The organism is Sporomusa aerivorans (assembly GCF_041428895.1).
In the GTDB taxonomy this organism is placed as follows: domain Bacteria; phylum Bacillota; class Negativicutes; order Sporomusales; family Sporomusaceae; genus Sporomusa; species Sporomusa aerivorans.
The window spans coordinates 2,686,070-2,708,096 of record NZ_CP156926.1; the positions used below are offsets into that span (position 1 = coordinate 2,686,070).

The 22,027-nt window shown below is 42.9% G+C and carries 25 protein-coding genes; 22 read left to right on the forward strand and 3 right to left on the reverse strand.

Annotated elements, in window-relative coordinates; genetic code table 11:
• The 3 genes from SATMO3_RS12585 to SATMO3_RS12595 are packed head-to-tail and all read left to right on the forward strand — an operon-like array spanning position 1 to position 2,985.
• Complete coding sequence (locus SATMO3_RS12585; RefSeq protein WP_371381134.1) at positions 1 to 1,680, forward strand: ATP-binding protein; 1,680 nt, start codon at positions 1 to 3, stop codon at positions 1,678 to 1,680.
• Positions 1,677 to 1,976: an Hpt domain-containing protein gene (locus tag SATMO3_RS12590; RefSeq protein WP_371381135.1), complete on the forward strand. Its 300-nt coding sequence runs from the start codon at positions 1,677 to 1,679 to the stop codon at positions 1,974 to 1,976. Before SATMO3_RS12585 ends, SATMO3_RS12590 begins: the two co-directional genes overlap by 4 nt.
• Positions 1,977 to 1,992: 16 nt before the next feature.
• Complete coding sequence (locus tag SATMO3_RS12595) at positions 1,993 to 2,985, forward strand: diguanylate cyclase (RefSeq protein ID WP_371381136.1); 993 nt, start codon at positions 1,993 to 1,995, stop codon at positions 2,983 to 2,985.
• A 340-nt stretch (positions 2,986 to 3,325) separates the two neighbouring features.
• Here the strand turns inward: SATMO3_RS12595 and SATMO3_RS12600 are convergent, their stop codons facing one another.
• The gene (locus SATMO3_RS12600; RefSeq protein ID WP_371381137.1) at positions 3,326 to 4,219 is read right to left on the reverse strand and encodes a LysR substrate-binding domain-containing protein; all 894 of its coding nucleotides are present in this window, start codon (positions 4,217 to 4,219) and stop codon (positions 3,326 to 3,328) included.
• 151 nt (positions 4,220 to 4,370) lie between these two features.
• On the opposite strand from SATMO3_RS12600, the gene yedE reads away from it, so the two are divergent.
• The 3 genes from yedE to SATMO3_RS12615 are packed head-to-tail and all read left to right on the forward strand — an operon-like array spanning position 4,371 to position 5,929.
• Positions 4,371 to 5,441 (forward strand): YedE family putative selenium transporter, encoded by a 1,071-nt coding sequence (yedE, locus tag SATMO3_RS12605; protein WP_371381138.1) that lies wholly within the window; start codon positions 4,371 to 4,373, stop codon positions 5,439 to 5,441.
• 7 nt (positions 5,442 to 5,448) lie between these two features.
• Entirely contained in the window at positions 5,449 to 5,658 is a 210-nt protein-coding gene (locus SATMO3_RS12610; protein WP_371381139.1) for a sulfurtransferase TusA family protein, read from the forward strand.
• 34 nt (positions 5,659 to 5,692) lie between these two features.
• The gene (locus SATMO3_RS12615) at positions 5,693 to 5,929 is read left to right on the forward strand and encodes a DUF3343 domain-containing protein (RefSeq protein ID WP_371381140.1); all 237 of its coding nucleotides are present in this window, start codon (positions 5,693 to 5,695) and stop codon (positions 5,927 to 5,929) included.
• Here SATMO3_RS12615 and SATMO3_RS12620 read toward each other — a convergent pair.
• Positions 5,926 to 6,153: a hypothetical protein gene (locus SATMO3_RS12620; protein ID WP_371381141.1), complete on the reverse strand. Its 228-nt coding sequence runs from the start codon at positions 6,151 to 6,153 to the stop codon at positions 5,926 to 5,928. The two genes, SATMO3_RS12615 and SATMO3_RS12620, sit on opposite strands and share 4 nt — an antisense overlap.
• Positions 6,154 to 6,302: 149 nt before the next feature.
• Between SATMO3_RS12620 and SATMO3_RS12625 the strand changes: the two genes are divergently transcribed.
• The 11 genes from SATMO3_RS12625 (at position 6,303) to SATMO3_RS12675 (ending at position 17,201) form a co-directional block, all read left to right on the forward strand.
• Positions 6,303 to 6,620, forward strand: coding sequence for a DnaJ family domain-containing protein (locus tag SATMO3_RS12625; protein WP_371381142.1), 318 nt, complete (start codon positions 6,303 to 6,305; stop codon positions 6,618 to 6,620).
• A gap of 182 nt (positions 6,621 to 6,802) precedes the next feature.
• Positions 6,803 to 7,003 (forward strand): small, acid-soluble spore protein, alpha/beta type, encoded by a 201-nt coding sequence (locus SATMO3_RS12630; protein WP_371381143.1) that lies wholly within the window; start codon positions 6,803 to 6,805, stop codon positions 7,001 to 7,003.
• A 193-nt stretch (positions 7,004 to 7,196) separates the two neighbouring features.
• Positions 7,197 to 8,729: an MDR family MFS transporter gene (locus SATMO3_RS12635; protein WP_371381144.1), complete on the forward strand. Its 1,533-nt coding sequence runs from the start codon at positions 7,197 to 7,199 to the stop codon at positions 8,727 to 8,729.
• The gene (locus SATMO3_RS12640; RefSeq protein WP_371381145.1) at positions 8,720 to 9,292 is read left to right on the forward strand and encodes a PadR family transcriptional regulator; all 573 of its coding nucleotides are present in this window, start codon (positions 8,720 to 8,722) and stop codon (positions 9,290 to 9,292) included. The genes SATMO3_RS12635 and SATMO3_RS12640 overlap by 10 nt, the downstream gene beginning before the upstream one ends.
• 567 nt (positions 9,293 to 9,859) lie before the next feature.
• Positions 9,860 to 10,435, forward strand: a complete 576-nt coding sequence (locus tag SATMO3_RS12645; protein WP_371381146.1) for a TetR/AcrR family transcriptional regulator — start codon at positions 9,860 to 9,862, stop codon at positions 10,433 to 10,435.
• A 375-nt stretch (positions 10,436 to 10,810) separates the two neighbouring features.
• Positions 10,811 to 11,512 carry a response regulator transcription factor gene (locus tag SATMO3_RS12650; RefSeq protein ID WP_371381147.1) on the forward strand — a complete coding sequence of 234 codons (702 nt, stop codon included), beginning with the start codon at positions 10,811 to 10,813 and terminating at the stop codon, positions 11,510 to 11,512.
• Between the two features lie 8 nt (positions 11,513 to 11,520).
• Positions 11,521 to 12,840, forward strand: a complete 1,320-nt coding sequence (locus SATMO3_RS12655; RefSeq protein ID WP_371381148.1) for an ATP-binding protein — start codon at positions 11,521 to 11,523, stop codon at positions 12,838 to 12,840.
• A gap of 265 nt (positions 12,841 to 13,105) precedes the next feature.
• On the forward strand, positions 13,106 to 14,047 hold the full coding sequence (locus SATMO3_RS12660) for an HlyD family efflux transporter periplasmic adaptor subunit (RefSeq protein ID WP_371381149.1): 942 nt from the start codon (positions 13,106 to 13,108) through the stop codon (positions 14,045 to 14,047).
• Entirely contained in the window at positions 14,044 to 15,213 is a 1,170-nt protein-coding gene (gene devC, locus SATMO3_RS12665; RefSeq protein ID WP_371381150.1) for an ABC transporter permease DevC, read from the forward strand. Before SATMO3_RS12660 ends, devC begins: the two co-directional genes overlap by 4 nt.
• Positions 15,213 to 15,884, forward strand: a complete 672-nt coding sequence (locus SATMO3_RS12670; RefSeq protein WP_371381710.1) for an ATP-binding cassette domain-containing protein — start codon at positions 15,213 to 15,215, stop codon at positions 15,882 to 15,884. Before devC ends, SATMO3_RS12670 begins: the two co-directional genes overlap by 1 nt.
• A 582-nt stretch (positions 15,885 to 16,466) precedes the next feature.
• Positions 16,467 to 17,201, forward strand: a complete 735-nt coding sequence (locus SATMO3_RS12675; RefSeq protein ID WP_371381151.1) for a hypothetical protein — start codon at positions 16,467 to 16,469, stop codon at positions 17,199 to 17,201.
• 775 nt (positions 17,202 to 17,976) lie between these two features.
• On the opposite strand, the gene SATMO3_RS12680 is transcribed toward SATMO3_RS12675, so the two are convergent.
• On the reverse strand, positions 17,977 to 18,558 hold the full coding sequence (locus SATMO3_RS12680) for a cyclase family protein (RefSeq protein WP_371381152.1): 582 nt from the start codon (positions 18,556 to 18,558) through the stop codon (positions 17,977 to 17,979).
• A 189-nt stretch (positions 18,559 to 18,747) separates the two neighbouring features.
• Between SATMO3_RS12680 and SATMO3_RS12685 the strand changes: the two genes are divergently transcribed.
• The 5 genes from SATMO3_RS12685 to SATMO3_RS12705 all read left to right on the forward strand — a co-directional run bounded on the left by SATMO3_RS12685 (position 18,748) and on the right by SATMO3_RS12705 (position 21,941).
• Positions 18,748 to 19,296 (forward strand): MarR family transcriptional regulator, encoded by a 549-nt coding sequence (locus SATMO3_RS12685; RefSeq protein ID WP_371381153.1) that lies wholly within the window; start codon positions 18,748 to 18,750, stop codon positions 19,294 to 19,296.
• A 10-nt stretch (positions 19,297 to 19,306) separates the two neighbouring features.
• Complete coding sequence (locus SATMO3_RS12690) at positions 19,307 to 19,441, forward strand: hypothetical protein (RefSeq protein ID WP_371381154.1); 135 nt, start codon at positions 19,307 to 19,309, stop codon at positions 19,439 to 19,441.
• A gap of 173 nt (positions 19,442 to 19,614) precedes the next feature.
• Positions 19,615 to 20,034, forward strand: a complete 420-nt coding sequence (locus tag SATMO3_RS12695) for an ArsR/SmtB family transcription factor (protein WP_371381155.1) — start codon at positions 19,615 to 19,617, stop codon at positions 20,032 to 20,034.
• Positions 20,031 to 20,300: a hypothetical protein gene (locus tag SATMO3_RS12700; protein ID WP_371381156.1), complete on the forward strand. Its 270-nt coding sequence runs from the start codon at positions 20,031 to 20,033 to the stop codon at positions 20,298 to 20,300. Before SATMO3_RS12695 ends, SATMO3_RS12700 begins: the two co-directional genes overlap by 4 nt.
• 9 nt (positions 20,301 to 20,309) lie before the next feature.
• The gene (locus SATMO3_RS12705) at positions 20,310 to 21,941 is read left to right on the forward strand and encodes a hypothetical protein (protein WP_371381157.1); all 1,632 of its coding nucleotides are present in this window, start codon (positions 20,310 to 20,312) and stop codon (positions 21,939 to 21,941) included.
• The last annotated feature ends 86 nt before the right edge of the window (positions 21,942 to 22,027 follow it).

Consider the following 22,027-nt stretch of genomic DNA (forward strand, 5'->3'; position numbering starts at 1 on the left):
ATGGCGAAAAAAGGAAATATCAGCAAGCGGAGGTGGAAAATGAAGCTTTTGGAACGTTGGTTTGTATTAGTTAATCACTGGCTGCATATTAAAACTCTTAAGGCCCAGCTCCGGTTTTGGGGAGTAATGCTGGTGCTTTTACCAAGTACATGCCTGATGCTGGTTTTTACTTATTACGGACTGTATCCTTTTTATAGCCAAATACATATTCTGCTTTTATGTTTTGTTATTTTGTTAGCTGTTTCATTGCCGCTCACCATGGTATTGGCCAGCAGTCTGGAAACTCCGCTTAAACACTTGTTTGCCGGCGCGGCTGCTGTGCGGGCCGGCGATTACAGCTATCGTATCCGGCCGGAGCTTATTGAAACTTCGGTTATTGAAATCAGGGATCTGTGCAAACTCTTCAATTATATGGCGGAAAATATCGACACAAAAACAGAAACTCTGTATTTTGCCAACAAAGCGCTTACCGAGGCGCGGGATGCTGCTCTGGAAGCATCGCTTGCCAAATCACAGTTCTTGGCAAACATGAGCCATGAAATTCGTACTCCCCTTAACGTTATCCTCGGAATGGGGGAGTTGCTGGCGGAGACACAGCTTACACCGGAGCAGGAGAAACATGTGCGCATATCAGCGGCAGCGGGAGAAAACCTGCTTAACCTCATCAATGATATTCTTGATTTGTCTAAAGTGGAGGCCGGGCAGTTGCCTTTAGAAAGAACGCGTTTTTCCTTACCGGAAGTGATAGAAAAATCCTGTGAACTGTTACTGATCAAATCCCAGGTAAAAAGTATCCGGCTTACCCAGTCAATAGCGCCGGGAACACCTGTCAATCTGATTGGCGATCCGGTACGGCTGCGGCAAGTAATCATTAACCTGCTGGATAATGCCGTAAAGTTTACCGATACCGGGGAAGTAGCCCTGGAAATCAGACAAACCGGTACGAGAGAAGACGGCCTTGTAGAGCTCCTCTTTACGGTACGAGATACGGGGATTGGCATTCCGCAGGATATGCTGGAACATATCTTTGAACGCTTTACGCAGGTTGACTCCTCAAATACGCGCCGCTATGGCGGTACCGGTCTGGGGCTGGCTATCTCCCGGCATCTGACAGAGCTTATGGGAGGGCGCATCTGGGTGGAAAGCACTGTTGAAAAAGGCAGCAGCTTCTATTTCACTGTGCTGTTTGGCCCTGGTGACAGCCAGTGTGCTGCGACTTCATTGGAAAGCGGCACTGAAGAGGCGAGCACAGAACTTGTGCCCAAGCTGCCATTGCCTGTCCCGGTATCCGGGCCGGCACTACATATTTTGCTAGTGGAGGATTCAGAAGATAATCAACTGCTGGTGGAATCCTTTCTTAAGAAAACCGCATATCAACTGGATATGGTGGAAAACGGGGAAATGGCTGTGCAAAAGGTTCGTCAAAACCGGTATGATCTCATACTGATGGATATGCAGATGCCGGTAATGGATGGATATCAGGCCACGCAGGCTATCCGGGAATGGGAATGGCAGCACGGGCTCGGTCATACCCCCATTGTTGCCCTGACTGCGTATGCACAGCATGAAGATACGGCCAAAATGCAAGACTCTGGCTGCGACGCGTACCTTGCCAAGCCAATCAGGAAAAAGGTGCTTTTAAATGCAATAGAACAATATGCCAGGAGGCAGACAATATGAATAAAGAAACGGTAGTTATTGACAGCGACCTTAGGGATCTGATTCCGGGCTTTATCAATAAGCGGCAGACAGATATAAAGTCTATACAAACGGCGGCGGATAACGAAGATTACGAGAGTATCAGAATAGTCGGCCATACGCTAAAAGGAATAGGCGGCGGTTATGGTTTTGAACGGATAACTATGCTGGGGGCCGCTATTGAGCAGGCGGCCAAAATTAAAGACGGTAACAAAGCCAGGGAACTGGCTCACAGGCTTAAGGAGTATCTCGAACTCATTGAAATCCGCTATGAATAGCAGCTGGGAGGTACAAATGTCTATTCTGATTGTTGATGATTCGGTGGAAAGCCAGGAACTGTTAAAACGTATCCTGGAGAAAAACGGGTTTAGTGATATTCTCACAGCCGAATCGGCTACTGACGCTTTCGCGCTGCTGGGGCTTGATCAACCTGCCTGTATAGTCAAAAACGTTGATTTAGTGCTTATGGACGTTGTTATGCCGGGGGTAGATGGAATAGAAGCCTGTTGGCTGCTAAAGTCCCACAAGTGTTTTGTCGACGTGCCGGTTATTGTAATTACTGCCAGTAATGACGCCGAAACGCTCGATAAGGCTTTCGCCGCCGGCGCCACTGATTTTATCAGCAAGCCGGTTAACCAGCTCGAGTTAAAAGCCCGGGTTCATTCGGCGCTAAGAATCAAGTATGAGATAGACCAGCGCAAAGCGCGGGAAGCCGAACTGGTAAAGGTACTTGAAGAGTTGGAAAGCGCTAATAAAGAATTACACCGCCTGTCTTCGCTTGACGGGTTGACCGGCATTGCGAATCGGCGGCATTTTGACCAGGTTTACGATGTCGAATGGCGTCGGGCCGCCAGGGAGGGTTACGAGCTCTCGATACTTTTTCTGGACATAGACTTTTTTAAAGCTTATAACGATACATACGGGCATCAGGAAGGTGATGATTGTTTAAAAGTTATTGCGGCTACCGCGGGCCGGGTGTTGAAGCGCCCGGCAGATCTACTGGCGCGTTATGGCGGAGAGGAATTTGTTATTGTTTTACCGGGAACAGGTGTAGCTGGCGGGCAGAAGCTGGCCGAAGAGATACGTGTGGCTGTGGAAAAATGCCATATACCACATGCTGCTTCGCAGGTAGCTGATCATGTAACAGTGAGTGTCGGCGTAGCCGGCGGCCGGGTGAAGCCCGCAGCAAAGCCGGCGGAATTGATAGCCCGTGCCGATGCTGCCCTTTATGAAGCTAAACACTCAGGACGCAATCAGGTATGGGTTGCTTCTGCAGATGGGACTTAAACCCACCTGCAGATTGGTTTATTTTTCTGATACAAAGTAGGGCAACATCGGCTTCCACTTTCGCCAAAGGCTCGGCTGAGGCCGTGTTTGCTTTACATTATCAGAAAGTATATCCCCTTTCTGATAATAAGTAAGAACGACTAACTAAGGCTTCTGCCGCGACGCGCCCGGATGGCGCTAGTGCCGATTGCGCCATGGATGGCATAGCAATTCGGTCGTCCTGAAGGACTTGGCACAAGCCAAGTCTTTTCTTATCCTGATAGAAAGTATAACTTTCGCCTGGATAAGGGCAACATCGACTTCCGCTTTCGCCAGAGGCTCGGCGCAAGTCGTGTTTTCTTTATATAATTGGCTGATTGATGAGATACTGCCAGAAAAGTTCCAGGCATGCTGGCCGGAGCGGCTGGCGGCTGACGGCGTAGAATTGCCGTTTAATGACCGGACCGGGTAAGGGTAAGGAAATGAGTTTGCCTTCGGCAAGTTCGTTTTCAACAGCCCAGGCTGAGATGAAACCAACACCGATTTTGCTCATAATCGCTGCTTTGACTGTTTGATTGCTGCCGGCTTCGAGGACAACCCGGAGTTTGTCCGGGGCAATTCCTAACCGCGTCAATGCTTCCAGCGCGGAAATGGCGGTCCCTGACGATTTCTTGCGCAAAACAAAGGGTAAGGAAAGCAGCCACTCCCCGGTTGGCGTAACCGGGGCCAGGGCTTGATAATCGGGGTGGGCAACCAGGACCAGATTATCCGACCAAAGCGGTTGGCTCACAAGACTGTCTTCCGGCTTTACGCCGACAATGGCAACAGGGATTTCACCCTTGTGAAACTTATCCAGAATGGTATTACTGTCGCCGGTTACCAGGGAGATTGAGAGGTTCCGGTGTTCCAGCAGAAAACCGGCCAATAGCGGCGGCAAGATATAGTCAGCCGGAATTGTACTTGCGCCAAGCAGTATCCGGCCGGCCGTTCCCTGGGTCATGGCCTGGATTTCATTATGAGTATTGGCAATCAGGCCATTTATGGTCCGGGTTGTTTCATATAATTTTTCACCGTATATTGTTAAAGAAACGCCTTTGGATGTCCGGGTAAAAAGCGGGCATCCAAAGTTTTTTTCGAGGTTGTCAATATGAAAAGAGACGGTCGGCTGTGTCAGGTCGAGTTTTTTTGCTGCCGCTGAAAAGCTTCCTTCTTCAGCAACCTGGAGAAAGACGGTTAGTGATTGAATATAAGACATGTTGTCACCTCAGGAATATTTATTGCATATTAGCTATTTCAATTCGTGTTAGCAGATATATTTTCCTCTTACAAGTTTTAAAAGCAGGAAAAATAATACAGATATATAATATTTATGTATGTATTCAAAATATTTTGTATGAGGTGATGGAGTGAATGGTTTGATCATTGTAACCGGTTTAGTATTCGGTTTGGGGGCCGTCCTGCTGGTTAAGCTGGGGAACCCGGGAAACTATGGTTTCTGCGCAGCTTGTCAACTGCGGGATATTGCGGGTGCATTAGGGATTCATACGGTAGCCACGCTGCAATATGCCCGGCCGGAAATTCTCGGATTTGTGCTTGGCGCTTTTGGCCTGGCGAAGATTAGCGGTGAGTTTAGGCCACGGGGCGGCTCCAGTCCGGTGATGCGGTTTGTGCTGGGGATGGCTATGATGATCGGCGCCCTGGCATTTCTGGGCTGTCCGCTGCGGGCTATTTTGCGGGTAGCCGGCGGTGACCTGAACGGACTTACGGCACTTGCCGGTTTTATTGCCGGAATTGGCGCCGGTGTACTCTTCTTAAAACGCGGTTTTAACCTGGGCCGTGCCCATGTCTATGCCGGTGGCGTAAAATATGGCGGCTATCTGGCTGCTGTTGTCGCACTTATTCTTTTAATTGCTGTCAGTACCGGCGCCGGATTTTTGAACTTTAGCGACAAAGGACCAGGAGCGATGCATGCTCCGGTTATAGCCAGTCTGGTTGCCGGCTTGGCCGCAGGCGGTTTAGCCTGGCGTACCCGTATGTGCCTAAGCGGCGGCTTCCGCGATTTTATGCTTGTGGGTGACACATCACTGCTTAAAATTTACGGTGTTATGTTTTTGGCGGCGCTGGCAGGCAACCTTTACTTCGGTTTCTTTAAACTGGGATTTGAGAATCAGCCGCTGGCTCATACCATGCATGTGTGGAATTTCCTCGGCTTATTCCTGACCGGTTTGGCTGCTACCCTGGCTGGCGGCTGCCCGCTGCGTCAGCTTATCATGGCCGGTGAAGGCAGTACAGATGCCATGATTACTGTGTTAGGCATGCTGGCCGGCGCCGGTTTGGCCCATAACCTAAGTGCGGCCGGATCAGCCGCCGGTGTCGGGGTAAACGGGCAATTTGCCGTGATTATTGGCATTGTCCTGGTTGCAGGTCTTGGCTATATGTGCCGGGAAAAACTAATCCCGCTAAGTAAAGGAGTTTGATCAAAACATGGCGAATGTTCTGGATGTAAGGGGCCTGAGCTGCCCGATACCACTCATTAAAGCCAGGGACGCTCTGCAGGAAATGGCGTCAGTAACCGTACTGGTTGATGAACCGCCTGCCAAGGAAAATATCATTAAATATGCCCAGTCCCAGAACTTCCGTGTCGATTGTTCTGAGGCTAACGGCGAATATACTATTAACATATCCAAACAGTGATTATATCCATCCATATATGTGAAAGGGTCAGAATATGAGCAGTTGCGTAATTACATTTCCGTCCGTCTATCATGCATTCCGGGCAAAAAAGATACTCAAAGAACAAGGAATCCTGGCAGAGCTGGTGCCTGTCCCGCGTGAACTCAGCGCATCCTGCGAGGGGCTGGCAGCCCAGGTAACCGAGCAGGATGTCGAGAAGGCTGTTGAGGTTCTGGGCGCCAAAGGGATTGCCATGCTGCAAAAGGGCGTTAAGGTTGTAACTGCTTATTAAGACGTTACAGGCTGCTTTTGGCTGTTTAGATTATTTAACGAAACCACGTAGAGTTGTTTCTTATGAAATAACCCGTTTAACCGGGAGCAAGAAGCGTTGACAACAAGCCGGATAGCATGAGAAGATCCCCACGAGGGATCTTCCGGCAGCCAATGCAGAAGACAGTAGCGGCGCTTCCGGTGCGCCAAGTGAAATAGCTGGTTGCTTAACCAGTTTTTTTTCACTCTGTCATCTCCTTATATCACATAATTTTACATTTATACTTCCTATACAATAGGAAGACACTATGAAGGCGTACTCAGAAAACAAACTACCGTGCCAGTTTAACTTATGGGTGTTATGATGCTAAAGGTTTTAAGGGAGCATCTGAAAGATGAATGATGGGATCAGCAGGATCATAGAGCAGAATATCAAAAGGGCTATGAAACAGGGCGCGTTTGATAATTTGCCCGGCCAGGGTAAACCCCAGCAGCTTATCGATCTCAGGTTTGTTCCTCCGGAACAGCGGGCAGCATTTTTGGCTCTGGGAAATTCCGGTTCTCTCCCGCCGGAAATGGAATTGCGTAAAGAGATCGCCAAGTTGGAAGAAGAGTTGCAAACTGCGGTTGAGGCGGAAAAAACCAATATCCAGAAGAAACTTATAGAAAAGAAAATGTTTTATGATGTTCTGAGGGAACGACGAAAACAGTAAAAAATATCCAGCTTTGAGCTGGTTTTTGTTATTAGCGGATGTGCAGATTTCGCCAACAAGAAGAGGTTAACTGGAACATTTTACTGGGATGTAACAGAATCCCCTTTTTTAACAGAATAGCTTTTGGCATAACGGCAATACTATACATAGGCTTCCTAAAATAAATTTGGAGGTGGCTTGATATGGGAAAAGTTATGTCGGAAGAAACAAAATATAAATTAGCGCACGATCTTGGTTTTGGTGAAAAAGTTGAGGACGGAAATTGGGATGACGTTACTACAGGTGAAGTTGGCTCTATGGTTAGAGAAGCTATTAAACGTGGTGAGCAGGCAATCGCTGAAGAAGCGAAAGTGAATGGGCAAGTACATCAGAATGCTAAATAATAAAAAAACCGAAGTCTTTGATTAAGGCTTCGGTTTTTTTGTTGCACTTATCTATTGATGGTCTATGTTTTTTACAACATTAGATAAAATTGTTGGTTATGGGAAATGCAAAATAATATTAATTGGGCCTGCTGGGTGGCTGGATACCGGACTCATTACGCTCCCGTTCTTGACTATAAACGGGGAATATTTTATGACTCATGATGACACTCGAAAGTCTGTGATTGGAGGATTATTATTAGGAATATTAATGACCTCTATGGATAATACCATAGTAGCCACGGCAATAGGCAAAGTCGTTGCGGATTTAGGCGGACTGGATCAGATTATTTGGGTAACTTCGGCTTATCTGATAGCCAGCGTTCCCAGCATGCTGATTTTTGGTCGGTTATCCGATATGTATGGACGAAAGCTTTTCTATATTACCGGGTTGAGCTTATTTATCATTGGTTCCCTTCTGTGCGGAACGGCCCAAAACATGTTGCAGCTTAGTATTTATCGCGCCATTCAGGGACTCGGGGGCGGTTCGATCATGCCTATTGCCTTTACTATTATTTTTGATATTTTCCCGTCAGAACAGCGTGGTAAAATGTCCGCATTGTTTGGTGCAGTGTTTGGTTTGTCAAGTATTTTGGGTCCTTTCATTGGAGCTCTTTTTGCCGATTATATAAACTGGCGGTGGATTTTTTATATTAACTTGCCTTTGGGAATAGGTTCTATGATTCTCATATATAAATTTTATTTTGAGTCTTTTGAACATAGAAAACAAAAAGTTGACTGGTGGGGAGCCTTATGTATGGTTATTTCACTTGTCGGTTTGTTGTTTGTGCTTGAACTGGGAGGGAAAAAATTCCCATGGGATTCTGCACTCATTTTAGGATTACTGGTTTTATCTACTGTATCCTGTATTGTATTTATTGCCATAGAGCGGAAGGTTTCGTCACCGATCATTCCGTTGGATATGTTTAAAAACAAGCTGTTTTTGGCTACTCAGGCTGCTGGTTTTTTCTATGGCTGTGTATTTATTCTGCCAATCGTATATATTCCCATATATGCGCTTGGTACATTTGGCGGTTCGGCAACCAATGCCGGAATGATACTTATGCCCATGATGCTAAGTTCTGTGATCGGAAGCCAGGTCGGAGGATTTTCCTTACGAACTCAATCCTATCGCAATCTTATGCTGCTATCGGCGAGCGTATTATTCAGCGGGATATATTTGCTTAGTACGTTAAAGGCGACCACACCTATATTCATAGTTGCCGCATATATGTCGATTGCCGGATTGGGTATTGGCATCTCATTTCCTGTGTTGACTACAGCCGCTATTCATGGATTGGACATTCGTCAACGCGGTTCAGCCAATTTGTTGGTTGTTTTCTTTCGAATTATCGGTATGACAATTGGACTTACGTTGTTAGGCAGCGCTCAAAACATGGAGATGCAGGAAAAATTGGCTAACCTTGTGCCTCCAGGCTTTTCTCACTTAAGTCGATTTAATGAAATCCGCACGATTTTACAGCCGGAGACACGGCTGAACCTGCCTCCGGAGATTTTGAGTATCATGTTAACTGTGTTGACGGAATCGGTTGTTCATATATTTTTCTGGGCACTTATTTTTATACTTTTGGCTGCAGCATGCATTATGTTAATGGGTAATTCTAAGATGACCGTTGCGCAAGTTCCTATAGAAGCACGCAAGGAGGCCAACGAAGCATGTCAATGAAACTAATTGTTCTGGGTATCTTGATGGAAGGTCAAAAGCATCCTTATGACATGCAGCAGATTATGGTCAAGCGAAATATGTCAAGATATATTAAACTACAAAAAGGATCCTTATATTATGCAGTAGAACAATTAACAAAAAATGGTCTGACCGAAGTTGTCGACGTTGTGAAAGACGGTTCACATCCCTATAAGACAATTTATCGTATTACAGAAGCAGGCGTAGAAGAATTTCATAAATTATTATTGGAACAGTTTTTAAACCATGATAAAGTCTATAATCCATTACATGCCGGTTTAGCGTTTGTTTATCATGGAAATCAGTCTCGAATAGCAGAAATGCTGGAAAACAGAATTGAAAAACTGGAATCAAATCTAGTGCTGATGCAAAAGGAATACGCGAATATGGTCCCGTTTGTCCCCAGGAGCGCTCTTTACATCATTGTCAGTGCCATTGAGCACGGGAAAACAGAATTGAAATTATTGTGCAACTTACTTGATGATGCCCGGAATAATCGATTAGGTGAAAGTGGTCAACTGTTTACTTTGGGTATCCATGAATAAGCAGATAATATGAGACCGGGCCTTAAAAAGGTTATTTAGAAACATCTCATTGAGATGACGTTACTACGGGTGAAGTTGGCTCTATTATTAGAGAAGCTATTAAACATGGCGAGCAAGCGATAGCAGAAGAAGCTAAAGCTAACGGAGCAGTTCACCAGAATGCTAAATAAAAAAAGATGCCCCGAAGAAGTATTACTTCGGGGCATCTTTTTTTAAAAATCAGTACTAAACACCTTCCGGTATAGCTTGATATACTTATTCAGATGCTTGAAATGCTGAACTCGTCTGAATCAGTCAACCAAGTGAGCATGACAGTGGTGCCATGTTCATTAAAGTAACATTTAATGGAATACAACAATAAATGGTTAGATATTAGCTGATCCTGCCATATAGTTTATTATGGCAGGATCTTACTTTAGGAGTAAAGAAAAAATATCAAATATTTACATATAAAGAAAACTTTTACTCTGGTTATTGTTAGATATTGACGTGGAAGGAAAAGCCGGTTACCATAGTAACGAAAATACATTTTTTGTACTGATGCTTTAACAAAGGATGGTGATCCGTTTGCGTAATCAAATTATCGCAGCGGCAATAGAAGATATAAACAAGTTTGGTATAAAGTTTACAATGAGTGACCTCGTAAAACGCCTGTCAATTAGCAAAAGTACCTTGTATGCACAATTTAAATCGAAAGAAGAGGTGATAGGAGCTATAGTGGACCTGGCCTTGGGAAGCCTGCGCCAACAGAGGAAGGACATACTTAATAATAATACTTTGAATGTGCCTGAGAAATTAAAGGCATTATTATTGGCTCATCCCCCCATGGATGTAAGTATGGAATTTATGTTTGACTTGAAGCGTCATTTTCCGGAGGAATGGAACAAAATTCAACAGTCCCGGACCGAAAAATGGGAAATCGTTGAATCTTTAATAACACAAGGTATTGAGGCTGGATATTTTCGTTCTATTGACTCTCTTGATTTGACTATACTAAGGATAATTTTTGATGGTACTGTGAAAGAGTTGATGGATCAGAGTTTTTACCTAAACAATTCTGTATCTTTCGTTGATTCTATGCATAAAATTGCAGACATATTATGTAGGAGCCTTATGAAGACGAATATTTCGGATGAAGCCTAAACGAAATCAGGCCCAATAAAATTCTTCTCGAATCGATGTGATTTTTTTCTTTTATTAGTACCAAAGATACAATTATTGTACGAATAGGTTTAGAACTGATATGTCAGAGATGCTAGGTAGTACAAGTACGATGCGCAAATGATAATAAAATTGCGTAATGCGACAGGGGCCGTCCCTGTCGCATTTTATAAATGTTCACAGCCATTTCTGATATTATAAAAGATCTTCCGGATATGATTAAGGACCGACTCAAAAAAAAGAGTTCCATTTTCATTATACCATTAATGTACCTTCATGATTTTTTAGAATTATTTATACTCTCTTTACATGTTCTTGTTATAATAGAAAAAAGGCAATAAAGCGGGTGAAGTTCTCATGGGAAAAACTATTTTGGTAGTTGATGATGATCCGGACATTATCAAATTGATCACCAAAAGTTTAAAATACGAACAATTTGAAGTCATGACGGCTTGTTCAGGGAAAGAGGCCCTGGCAATACTTATAGCAACTCCCGTTGATTTTGTGGTGCTGGATATCATGATGCCGGAAATGGACGGGTTGGAAGTTTGCCGCAACATCCGCACTGACTATAATATCCCGATTTTATTTTTGAGCGCGCGGGACCGGGACATTGATAAGATTATCGGACTGGAAATCGGCGCCGATGATTACATGACCAAACCTTTTAGCATTCAAGAGTTGACCAGCCGGATCAAGGCGCATTTCCGAAAGGTGGACCGTTTGTATGAGGAGTGGAACGAATGCAGGAAAGATGCTGACAGCAACGGATCGGCATCTATGTCGCCGTTGGTTTTAAATGAGCAGACTTTTGAAGCTTTTTTAAACCGGCAAAAGCTTGATTTGTCAACCAAGGAATTTTTGATTTTGGCTTTTCTGAAGAACCATCCCAATATGGTCTTAACCCGGGAACAAATTTATGAAAATGTTTGGGGAGACGAATACGGTGAACTAAACACCGTCACCGTGCATATCAAAAATATTCGCAAAAAGCTCGGCTCGGAGTATGATTTGATTAAAACGATCTGGGGTGTCGGCTACAAATATACGGAAGGATAACTGGAGAATTGAAGCTCAAAATTAAACTGCCTTTGCTGTTTTTATTGATGCTGGTAACACTGGTGTTTTTGCTTGTGGCTATTAGAGTATACACCATGGATAAATTATTTCCAGGTTATAAAGATTATGCCGCTGACAATAAAATAATAGCCGATCGTGTGGCTGCGTTATATCCTGATCAGCAAGGAATCGCTGCTTATCTGAGGCAGATTTCCAACTCTCAAAATGTTTCCTTGAAACTATATAATCACGACGCATCTGCGGTGCTTTTATCCTATTTGAAACCGTACGACGATTATGACGATAAAGCATTAAAGAATTTCTGGTTACCCGTAAAAACATCCCAGAACCACTTAGTGTATTTTTTAGAGATTGAAAGGGTTCTCCAGTGGGAACAAAATTCAAGAGAGCAACTCATGTTGTTCCTTTGGTTGATGCTGTTTTTGATAGCTGCCATCTTTGTTGTTCTGGCAGTATATTTTCATTTCAGCATCACCAGGCCGATTCAGATACTGAATACCCGGTTAAAAAGGGTAAATATCGGGCATTCATTTACCTCCTTATATTTGAAAAGGAAGGATGAGATCGGGGAACTGTATCATTATTTTAACGAAATGCAAGCAAGGCTTCATCAGGCGCACAGGGAACAGGTCGATATGATTGCGGCGATTGCTCACGATCTAAAAACTCCCCTGACGACCATTAACGGCTTTGTGGAATTGTTGACCCTGCAAAAAGATCTTTCGGAGAGCGACAAACAGGAATATTATGAGCTGATTCTAAAGAAATCAAAGCACATGGTGGATTTGATAAATTATTTTTCAGCTTTTACCAGGGATGAGCTTAAATTGGAGGCAATCGATAAGCAACCTGTGCAGGTTCTGAAACTGTTTGAAAGCATTGTGGCGGAATATGAAACCGAATTGTCCGGGTTTGATTATCGGCTGACTTCGAGTCATTCCTTCAGCGCCAATCAGGTTGTAATGATTAACAAGCCTATGATCCGCCGGGTTTTTGGGAATCTGTTCAGCAACATCCTAAGATATGGAGAAAGGAAAGAACTCCATATCTACCTGAGCGTTTATCAGGAGGGAGATTATGCCCATTTTCAAGTGGAGGATAACGGGGTGGGAGTGCCGGCCCAGGACCTGGATTCCTTGTTTCAGAAATTCTTTACCGTCGATAAGTCCAGGGAAAATAAGAGCGGGGGTACCGGACTTGGCCTGGCAAGCTGCAAATCCATTATTGAACACCACGGCGGTCAAATCAGCGCTTTTCATTCCCAATACGGAGGCTTGGGAATCAGGTTCACGATTCCGTTGATTTGAACGGGCGGTGTTGCCAAAGGGATATCGCTCCGGAATGAAGATAATTTTTACGTTTTGGGCTGAGGATTTTATATCCATCAGCCCTTTTTTTGCCTTCCTCACCACAGTAAATGCAATTTTTTCATTATTTTTTAGATCTGCTTTACAGAAATTTATACTTTCTTTAGCGGCGATTCATGATGACCCTGTATGATGAATTTGAAGATAACAAAAAACCAGTAAAATTGCGTGACCGATTTGGAAAGAACAATTGAGGAGTCGACCGATGAAATATAACAAAAAAATCGCTTGGGCAGCAATAGCCCTACTCGTTCTGACTATAGCAGCTTATTGGCTGCTGAGCGGGCAAGAAAAATCAAAGACTACGGTACGTCGAGACACGTCCGAAGAAGTTTTGGATCAAGCCAGGCGACTATCTGGAATTGGTGCTCTTGGACGGGTGGAGCCACGTTCCCGCGTTGTTGTTGTTTCCTACGATGGTGATGGTGCCCGGGTAGAAGAAATTCTGGTGAAAGAGGGGCAAGCTGTACGCAAGGAAGATGTCATTGCGGTATTTAGTGATTTTGATCGGCGGCAAGCCAAATATGCGTCCGCTATGGCCAAGGTTCGCCTGATTGCCGCTAAAATTCAAGCAGAACAATCTACAGAATCATATCTACTAAGTGAGTACAAAAGAATGAATGAACTTTGGAAAGTAGGAGCAATCTCACAGTCTCGCTTTGATGAAGCAGAGCGCAATTTGCACCAGTCCCAGGCTACAGTAGCTGCTCTTAGGGCGGAGATGGCCTCTGGCAGTGCCGATTTGGATTTTTCGCAAAAAGAACTATCGCAAGGCAAGCTTTTAAGTCCGCTGGACGGTACGATACTCGCTGTAAAAGCTAGGCCAGGAGAGCTTGTCGGGAGTTCCGGTGTTGTTGAAATAGCGGATTTGACGCGGCTCGATGTCGTAGCCGAAGTCTATGAGAGAGACATAACGCGAGTAAAGATTGGTCAAAAAGCCGAAGTCAAGGTCGCAGGATTGCGGGAGCCATTTATTGGTGAGGTACGGGATATCGGGTTTCTGATCCGAAAGAACGACATAAATGACACTGACCCGCTGGCTGATAAAGATAATAGAGTTGTGGAAGTTCGTATTACGCTAGATTCTGCAGCTATTGAGTCACTTCGTCATTTGATATACATGCAAGTTGATGTGAGGCTGATATGATGCTAAGCAGGCAGTTTTATTTTGCGACGCACCTGGCTTGGCGACAATTGACTCACGGGCGGGCCAAGCTTGCAGCTGCCACTCTTGGAGTAATGTTTGCCTGCGTGTTGGTGTTTATGCAACTAGGATTTATGGATTCGCTGAACGAAAGTTCAACAATAATCGCCAAACGGTTTCGAGGGGAACTGTTTTTAGTCCATAAACAGAGCCAAGCGTTGTCGGCGACAGCTGCTTTTCCCCGAACTGAACTTCAACGGGTATTAGCAAGCCCTTACGTTGATTCAGTTGTTCCTGTTTATATTGGCGAGGCTCAGTTTAAGAATCCGGAAACCAAGGTAAATCGCACCCTTATGGTATGGGGTAGTGAACCCACTGAGACTGTCCTAAGCCTCACAGATATTGAGCAATTCCGGGCCGCGCTGACAAGACGGGATACGGCTGTGTTTGATGAGTCGTCCCGGCCGGAGTTTGGTGATATTGCTGTATTGTTGAAGCAAGGTCCGGTGGTAACAGAAATCAACGACCGTAAGATGGAGGTAATTGGTACAGTGCGTATCGGAACATCGTTCGCGGCTGACGGCAATTTAATTACAAGTGACCAGAACTTTTTTCGGATTTTTCCAAGCCGACATCCGTCTCAGATTGATGTCGGCGTTATCCGGGTAAAAGCAAATACTAATATTGGTCAATTACAGCAAGACCTGCGTCTCCTTCTTAGTGATAATGTTCATGTTTTTACGGACAAGGAATTTATTGATTTCGAATATCAATATTGGCAGAGTAGTGCACCGCTTGGATTTATTTTCGGCTTTGGTACGATCATGGGATTAGTCGTTGGGCTGGTAATCGTATACCAAATTCTCTTTACGGATATTACCAATCACTTAAAGGAGTTTGCCACCTTAAAGGCAATGGGCTATTCAAATCGTTATCTGCTGCTGGTCGTTTTCAGTTCGTCTTTAATTTTGGCGATCCTTGGATTCATCCCCGGATTCCTGCTTTCTCTGGGTCTCTATAATGTCGCTGAATCGTTTACGTTTATCCCCATGCCGATGCCGCTAACCAAGGTGATAAACGTGTTTCTTATGATACTCGTGATGTGCGTGTTTGCGGGGGCAATTGCTATGCAAAAAATGCGTTCAGCTAATCCGGCGGATATGTTTTGATGGATACGATAATTAAAGTGCAGGATTTGAACTTCAGTTTTGGTAGCGGCGAACTGAAAAACCAGGTGCTTAAAGACGTGAACCTTCAGATCAAGATGGGGGAAATTGTTATACTGACAGGCCCTTCCGGCTCGGGAAAGACCACTTTGCTTACTATTATCGGTGCTCTCCGCGCAGCAGGTGAAGGCTCAGTTCAAGTTTTGGGACAGGAATTGATTGGCTTCGGGGAAGAAATTTACAACCAAACTCGCCTAAACATAGGATATATTTTTCAAAATCACAATCTGCTTGAAAGTTTATCCGCCCTTGAAAATGTATGCATGTCACTTGAGTTGCGCGAAGGCTACAACATGGAAAGAAGAAAGTGCCTGGGAACAGAGATTTTATCTGCAGTTGGGCTTGGAGATCGTCTTCATTATAAACCCGCAAAATTATCCGGTGGTCAAAAACAACGTGTATCCATCGCCAGGGCACTTGTTGCAAATCCTAAGCTGATACTCGCTGATGAACCAACCGCATCATTAGATAAAGTAAATGGTCAAGAGGCTGTTCATATACTTCAACGCCTTGCCCGCGAACAAGGCGCCACTATACTTCTGGTTACGCACGACTATCGGATTCTAAATATGGCCGATCGTATTATTGAGCTTGACGACGGGGGAATGCGTTGATTATATGCATAAATTGCAGACCTATTATGCAGAAGCATTCTGAAGACGAATACTTCGGATGATGCCTAGACGAAAATCAGTCCCAATAAAATCGTCTCGAATAGATGTATTTTTTTCTTTTCTCAGTACCAAAAGTACAGTCATTGTACTGGAATTTCTAGACTTGAATACTGGAAGCTTTTAGAACAGCTATGCCATATATTCCTATTGGCTGTGGCTTAGCCAATAGGAATATATGGCATAGAAAGGAGGGATAAACTTGCGACGTATTCATCGAGCGATTCAAACCATACCGGTTGTCTGGGATACATCTTTGTCGTGGGAAGAAATTAACAACTTAGCGCACGAAATTATTCAAGCTTCATATCCACGCTTTTGAAAAGCCGTTTATTACGACCACCGCCCGGAAAATAAAAATACTGTAAGTCATTGGCGGGAGTAAGTTTCGGACTGTAGCCTGCTTTAAAAATTCGGGCTGACCCTCGCTGCAGCCAGTGTTGGCCATGACGCGCGAAAACAAATTTCAATTTGTTTGTGAATATTACCCTTCTTGTTAAAACGTATGGTTTAGGAGTGGTGTAGATGAAATCTTTAAAAGCTGCTGCGTTATCGTTAGTATTTGGTTTATGCTTGATCTCTGCCCAGGCTGCCTATGCAGCCGATTACGGCTTATCCGTTCGTAGCTGGTTTCCCTCGTTGGATGGAAAGGTCCAAAAAGGGACAGCGTTAGATTTTAAAGATAATTTGGGGATTGAAAATAAAAACTTACTGTCAGTTGGCCTCATTTTTGGCGAAGAAGGCAAGCTTCAGTTCGATTATGACGATTTTTCTTTTGACGGCACAAAAAATCCGGGTGCCGGCTATACCTTTGACGGTATCTCTTACAATCCTGCTGATCGTGTAAAAGCGACAACCGAATTTACCTATATTGCTGTTAAGTGGCTGCCTACATATAATGCTAAAAGCGAGCGTAATTTCTCCTGGTTATTTGGTGTTAGTAATTCGAAAATTAAAAGCAAAATGGAAGCCCCAGGAAAAAATGCTGAGAAAACATTCAAGTCCTTTGCCCCTATTGTTGGCGCACGTTATGAAATAGGTGCTCTAACCCCAACATCTTATTATGGTGAAATAGCTGCGTCAGTTACCAGTGGTAACAAGTATTCGTATGCATCTGAAGTTGGCGTTAAAAGAAACTTCTCGAAAAAAGCTGATTTTATAGCCGGATACCGCTATGTAACCGCAAAGTCAGGCTCCAAAGATGAGTATGCGAAAATAAGCCTGAACGGTCCTTTTTTGCAGCTTAATTACCGCTTTTAAACTTGCATCATCGTTAAAATGCCCGATTTAACTGTCTAGTAATCCCGAAATCAATTAGATAATATTCGCCACCATCGCCACAGATTATGTTATCTGGTTTTATGTCACGATGTACGACCTTCAATCCTTCCAACTTTATCACGATGCACATCGAGTGTGTAGTTTGGCTGCAAAGAAAACACAACCCGTGAAGCCTTGTGCAACAAGGCTTCACGGGTTGTGGAAAAAGGTGGTTTATGTTTCCCCGGATATGGTTAGAAAACATCAGGTTTTTGAGGTTGCTGTTTTATGTATTAAACACGGTTAAATACGGCTTAAAAGGCTAGAAATGGAATTAGCCTATAAATCCTTGATTTATAAGGATTTGTAGGCTTTTATTGTATATTAGATCCTGAATTTGTTTACCTTCACCGGGAGGCAAGCAGGATTTCTTCTTTTTGTCAATGGTGCGGATTGCTAGTTTTAATTGATCTCCTCCGTGTGTGTACAGTCAATTTATGGTAACTGACATATCCCACACTTTTTACAGTCAGCGTTAATTTGGAATGGCATACTGTTCACACCTTTCAAGGTTTAACTGATGAGTTTAGAACGAATACAGGCTTAAATGTACTATTACAGCCAAACATATTTTCCGGTACCAGTATTGAAACATGCTCAGAAATATGATTAAAGTAGACAGACAGCACGACTTGGAAGAGTGCTGTCTGTTTTGGTGGACACGCGTTTAAAAATCAGCGGTTTCAGTTATATATGGGTTTACCTGCCAGCGGTGTTAGACTTCGGCAACAACCCGGCAGGGGAGCCCTGTCAGTCCTTCATAATTGACCGGATAAGTATGCATTAAAAACGGCTGGCCTTTAGCCGCAGCAAGCAATATTTCCAGGTTTGCTAGATTTTCAATAACAAAGACTCCATGATCCGCACAATATTGGTCAGCACGGGGATGTTCGGCAGGCTTACGGATACCCGGGAAATCAATGCCAATCATGCTCACCTTTTTATTTACAAGATCGGTTATTAGCGCATCTGATAATTCGAGACGGCTTTGGAGATATTCAGGAGTTCCAAACCTGTTTTCTTTTAAGCACCCGGTATAAAACATAATAAAATCGTGTTCAGTGATTTCGTCCATATTGATATCGTCTGCTTCAATTTCTCTGTCTTTCACGTGGCTGACATCAAAGAGTATTCCTCTTCTTTCGGTATTCTCCAACGGAAATTTTTTATTCATAACATCGAAGTGGGTGCCGATATGGCCGAATTGAACAACAGGAGGTATTTCACCGGCAGCAGTCATACTCGACATTGATTTTAGAATTTCTTCGGTAACGGTAACTGATAGATCAATTTTCATTATGCATCTCTCCTTGTAATACCATTGGTTTCCTTGGAAACCAATTTTATTATAAAACAATATTATTTCCGTGTCAACTATAAAATTATTAACATGGAAACAATTTATGCTTGGCTTCGTGTAATTATATGTTGTATAATAAAAATGTTTCAAATAAGAATGACATTATGTAAAAGTTGGGTTGATAGTATGCAAAATAGAGAGCGGAAGGTTCAGATTTTAATTAGCGAGCTTGAAATCTTAATGTATCATTTTAATGATCTGGAAGATTATGAGAAACAGAATTTGGAAAATATTGTGCTGGAGCAAGGACATGCAGAACTGCATAATATAAGTATTTCTTTGGCGGAATGTCATGTGATAGATTGTATTGAACGCAATGAAATGCCTAATACAACAACTATTGCCAAAAAATTAAACATAACTAAGGGCGGTATTTCCAAGATAACAACTAAGTTAATAAAGAAAAATATGATCGAAGCTTATCGTCTGACAAATAATCAGAAAGAAATTTACTATCGTTTAAAGCCGCTGGGGAGAAAAGTTTTTGAACTTCACGAAACCTTGCACAAGGAGGCGGAAGAAGTTTTTAAGAAAATTTTTAGTGCATATAGTCAAAGTGAATTAGCGTTTGCTAGCAGGTTTTTAGCAGATATAACTGCCGCAATTCGAACTACAACTGACTCTAAACAGGATAATTTTTTTGGCATCGAATGTGTAGCAAAGAAGAAAAAGTAGAAAAGGTTATATGCGAACATCTCATTGGAGTGATGTAACCACTGGTGAAGTTGGCTCTATGGTCAGAGAAGCTGTTAGGTACGGTGAACAGACGATGGCGGAAGAAGCTAAAGCGAATGGTGTAGCACATCAGAATGCAGATTAAATATAAAAAGATAACCCGAAGATCTTACTAGAGCTTCGGGTCATCTTTTTTAATTTTGTAAAATAATTAAAAGAACATATTTTCTCTTCCAGCGTGTTATAAGTAAAACAAAATATTGACAATAGTCTTCCACCTGTAATATGTTTATTACAGGTGGAAGACTGTTGTTTTAAATGGTGGAGGATTCTTTAGATGGGAGAATTGGAGGGGAAGAAAATAAAAAAAAAATACAGCCAATATCACCTTCTAGAGAGGATTTAATTAAAATGTTGGAGGCAATGGCAAATCCGCATCGCTTGCAAATTATTGCATTGTTGTGCGACAGGCGTATTCATGTGAGTCAACTTGCTCGTGAGGTTAGGATAAGTCGACCATTACTATATTTGCATTTGAAGCGTTTAGAGCAGGCTGGTTTGGTAACTAGTAAACTAGAATTATCGGCGGATGGAAAAGCAATGAACTATTATGAGGTAACACCATTTGTACTTTGCTTAAGTCCGGAGAGTATTGCGGAAGTGATGAAGCCAATCAATGTAAAAGAGTTCGGTGAGGCTACTTTGGGCGTTGATAAGGAAGAGGGGGAAAACGAATGAAAAGCTTTGATATTTATGGATTTACTTTTTTGGTTGCCGGAATGATACTGATGTTGATGTTGGCGTGGCAATGGTTTAAAATGCGTCAAATTCGAATTACGAGTACGGCTGAAATAGCAAGAGATGAGGCGTATCGTAAGTTGACGGAGGAAGCAATCTTAACACAACAGAAAATGAATGAAAATCAACAAAAAATGATTGAAGAACTTTCCGAGCTGCGGATACGTATCACTAGTATAGAAAAAATGCTGCGGGAAGTTGAGTGAATAAACACAATGGTATATGGGGGGATCCGTAATAATACTCAGCGAAAGTATTTAATCACTGTAATAACGGTCATGATATCAATTGGTTTAATTGTTTCAGGAAGTTTAGTCTATAAAAGTTTAAAATTGATTCCAGAAATGTTTCAATTAAATGGTGAGCTTCGCGCCGAAGGATATTATATGGGAGAATTTGAATTTAAGATGGTCGGAATCGTCTACTATATTGACAAAGGTCAATATATAACAGCATTTAGCCGGCTCAATCAATTTCATAAGCAATTAAAGAACAGAGAGGGCTTAATTAAAGTTCCAAAGTTTGCTGATAAGAAAAAGGAATTAGAATTTTATTTGGGACTGCAAAATTCCAGGACAGGTGCATTTATGGATGATTCGTATCCTCTTTGTACATATGTTGGTTCTACACTTAATATGGTGAGCCACCTTGAACTTTTGGCAAAGGAAATAGGTGAGCCACTTCATCTAAAGTACCCGCTAAGCTTCTTAGATCAGATTAATACAGGAGAAAAATTAAAGAATTATTTAGATGATCTGTCTACAGCAGGTTGGGTTGCATCCAAGTTACCTAAGACGCCATATATATTGGCTTTTGAAATAGTCTACTTTCCAGACCTGGAACGTGTTAATTTATACAATTTTTCTCCGGAGTGGAAACATGCACTTTTACAATGGTTTTACGAAAATCAGGACAGCAAAACTGGATTTTGGGGACCCAGATTGAGGAGTTCCGGACAACTGTTAGATTCAGGAGATTTAGTAGCTACTTCACATGTTGTCAGACTTTTTGTGGATGATCAAGGCAACAACCGCCATACCGAATTTCCTCTGCGATATAAAGAGGCGATGTTTGCTAATACACTGCAGAAGCTTTCCGTGCCTATGCCTCAAGATTTAGCCGAACAGCACGACTGGTCATTGGCTACCTTCCGTGCATTAAGAATACTGACCAATTTTTTATGGAGCGATGCTTCGACTGAAAATAAAGATAGTTCCAGGAGAATTATGGAAAGCATTGTGCGGAATAAATTTGAGAAGTTCTATATTCCGGATCAGGGTGCTTTCAGTTATTATTCCGGAGCATTAGAGGCCGATTTGGATGGTACGGGAGAAATCTTAGATATGCTGCGAAATATCGGAGTACTATCAAGAGCGCGACAAGAGCGGCTATGGGGTAAGAATGATCAGACCATTACAGATTTGGGAGTATATAACGTTTCGGAAATAGAAGAAGATGACTTTGAACTATTGAAAAACTTTTCTGACATCAACTCCATACGTTTATACCGAATAGATCCCGTTCATGACAGTTATACGTCCAATGTTGCTAGCGTTATCTACCCAAAAGAGACGTCGGTCTTAGATAGTATGGAGTTATTACCGAAAATGAGTAGGTGGCTGAACGAAACACCGCAAAACATGGGAAACTGGATATCTAAAGAATGGCTTATACAAGAATTGGCGGCTATACAAAATCAACCGATTCCAGTTTCAAAAGGAGGTATTCCTCTGGAACTTGCAAATGCGGTGTTACAGAATAACAGGGAGCTAATCGTAGTCGGTTTTGATATATTACAAGTACCTAATGTAAATGGTAAACTAAAATACAGAGTTTTAAGCCAGTAGAACTACAAACTTTCTCGCCACAAAGCACACAGTTTTTCGCCAATAACTACACAGTTTCCAGTCAGCTGATACAATAGAAGCACGCT

What these genes read in the sequence shown, in the direction of transcription:
- devC (WP_371381150.1), top strand. Translation starts at nt 14,044, where the DNA reads ATGATGCTAAGCAGGCAGTTTTATTTTGCGACGCACCTGGCTTGGCGA.
- SATMO3_RS12675 (WP_371381151.1), top strand. Translation starts at nt 16,467, where the DNA reads ATGAAATCTTTAAAAGCTGCTGCGTTATCGTTAGTATTTGGTTTATGC.
- SATMO3_RS12600 (WP_371381137.1), bottom strand. Translation starts at nt 4,219, where the DNA reads ATGTCTTATATTCAATCACTAACCGTCTTTCTCCAGGTTGCTGAAGAA.
- SATMO3_RS12610 (WP_371381139.1), top strand. Translation starts at nt 5,449, where the DNA reads ATGGCGAATGTTCTGGATGTAAGGGGCCTGAGCTGCCCGATACCACTC.
- SATMO3_RS12635 (WP_371381144.1), top strand. Translation starts at nt 7,197, where the DNA reads ATGACTCATGATGACACTCGAAAGTCTGTGATTGGAGGATTATTATTA.
- SATMO3_RS12650 (WP_371381147.1), top strand. Translation starts at nt 10,811, where the DNA reads ATGGGAAAAACTATTTTGGTAGTTGATGATGATCCGGACATTATCAAA.
- SATMO3_RS12630 (WP_371381143.1), top strand. Translation starts at nt 6,803, where the DNA reads ATGGGAAAAGTTATGTCGGAAGAAACAAAATATAAATTAGCGCACGAT.
- SATMO3_RS12680 (WP_371381152.1), bottom strand. Translation starts at nt 18,558, where the DNA reads ATGAAAATTGATCTATCAGTTACCGTTACCGAAGAAATTCTAAAATCA.
- SATMO3_RS12585 (WP_371381134.1), top strand. Translation starts at nt 1, where the DNA reads ATGGCGAAAAAAGGAAATATCAGCAAGCGGAGGTGGAAAATGAAGCTT.
- SATMO3_RS12700 (WP_371381156.1), top strand. Translation starts at nt 20,031, where the DNA reads ATGAAAAGCTTTGATATTTATGGATTTACTTTTTTGGTTGCCGGAATG.
- SATMO3_RS12590 (WP_371381135.1), top strand. Translation starts at nt 1,677, where the DNA reads ATGAATAAAGAAACGGTAGTTATTGACAGCGACCTTAGGGATCTGATT.
- SATMO3_RS12705 (WP_371381157.1), top strand. Translation starts at nt 20,310, where the DNA reads ATGGTATATGGGGGGATCCGTAATAATACTCAGCGAAAGTATTTAATC.
- SATMO3_RS12695 (WP_371381155.1), top strand. Translation starts at nt 19,615, where the DNA reads ATGGTGGAGGATTCTTTAGATGGGAGAATTGGAGGGGAAGAAAATAAA.
- SATMO3_RS12660 (WP_371381149.1), top strand. Translation starts at nt 13,106, where the DNA reads ATGAAATATAACAAAAAAATCGCTTGGGCAGCAATAGCCCTACTCGTT.
- SATMO3_RS12690 (WP_371381154.1), top strand. Translation starts at nt 19,307, where the DNA reads ATGCGAACATCTCATTGGAGTGATGTAACCACTGGTGAAGTTGGCTCT.
- SATMO3_RS12595 (WP_371381136.1), top strand. Translation starts at nt 1,993, where the DNA reads ATGTCTATTCTGATTGTTGATGATTCGGTGGAAAGCCAGGAACTGTTA.
- SATMO3_RS12615 (WP_371381140.1), top strand. Translation starts at nt 5,693, where the DNA reads ATGAGCAGTTGCGTAATTACATTTCCGTCCGTCTATCATGCATTCCGG.
- SATMO3_RS12640 (WP_371381145.1), top strand. Translation starts at nt 8,720, where the DNA reads ATGTCAATGAAACTAATTGTTCTGGGTATCTTGATGGAAGGTCAAAAG.
- SATMO3_RS12625 (WP_371381142.1), top strand. Translation starts at nt 6,303, where the DNA reads ATGAATGATGGGATCAGCAGGATCATAGAGCAGAATATCAAAAGGGCT.
- SATMO3_RS12670 (WP_371381710.1), top strand. Translation starts at nt 15,213, where the DNA reads ATGGATACGATAATTAAAGTGCAGGATTTGAACTTCAGTTTTGGTAGC.
- SATMO3_RS12685 (WP_371381153.1), top strand. Translation starts at nt 18,748, where the DNA reads ATGCAAAATAGAGAGCGGAAGGTTCAGATTTTAATTAGCGAGCTTGAA.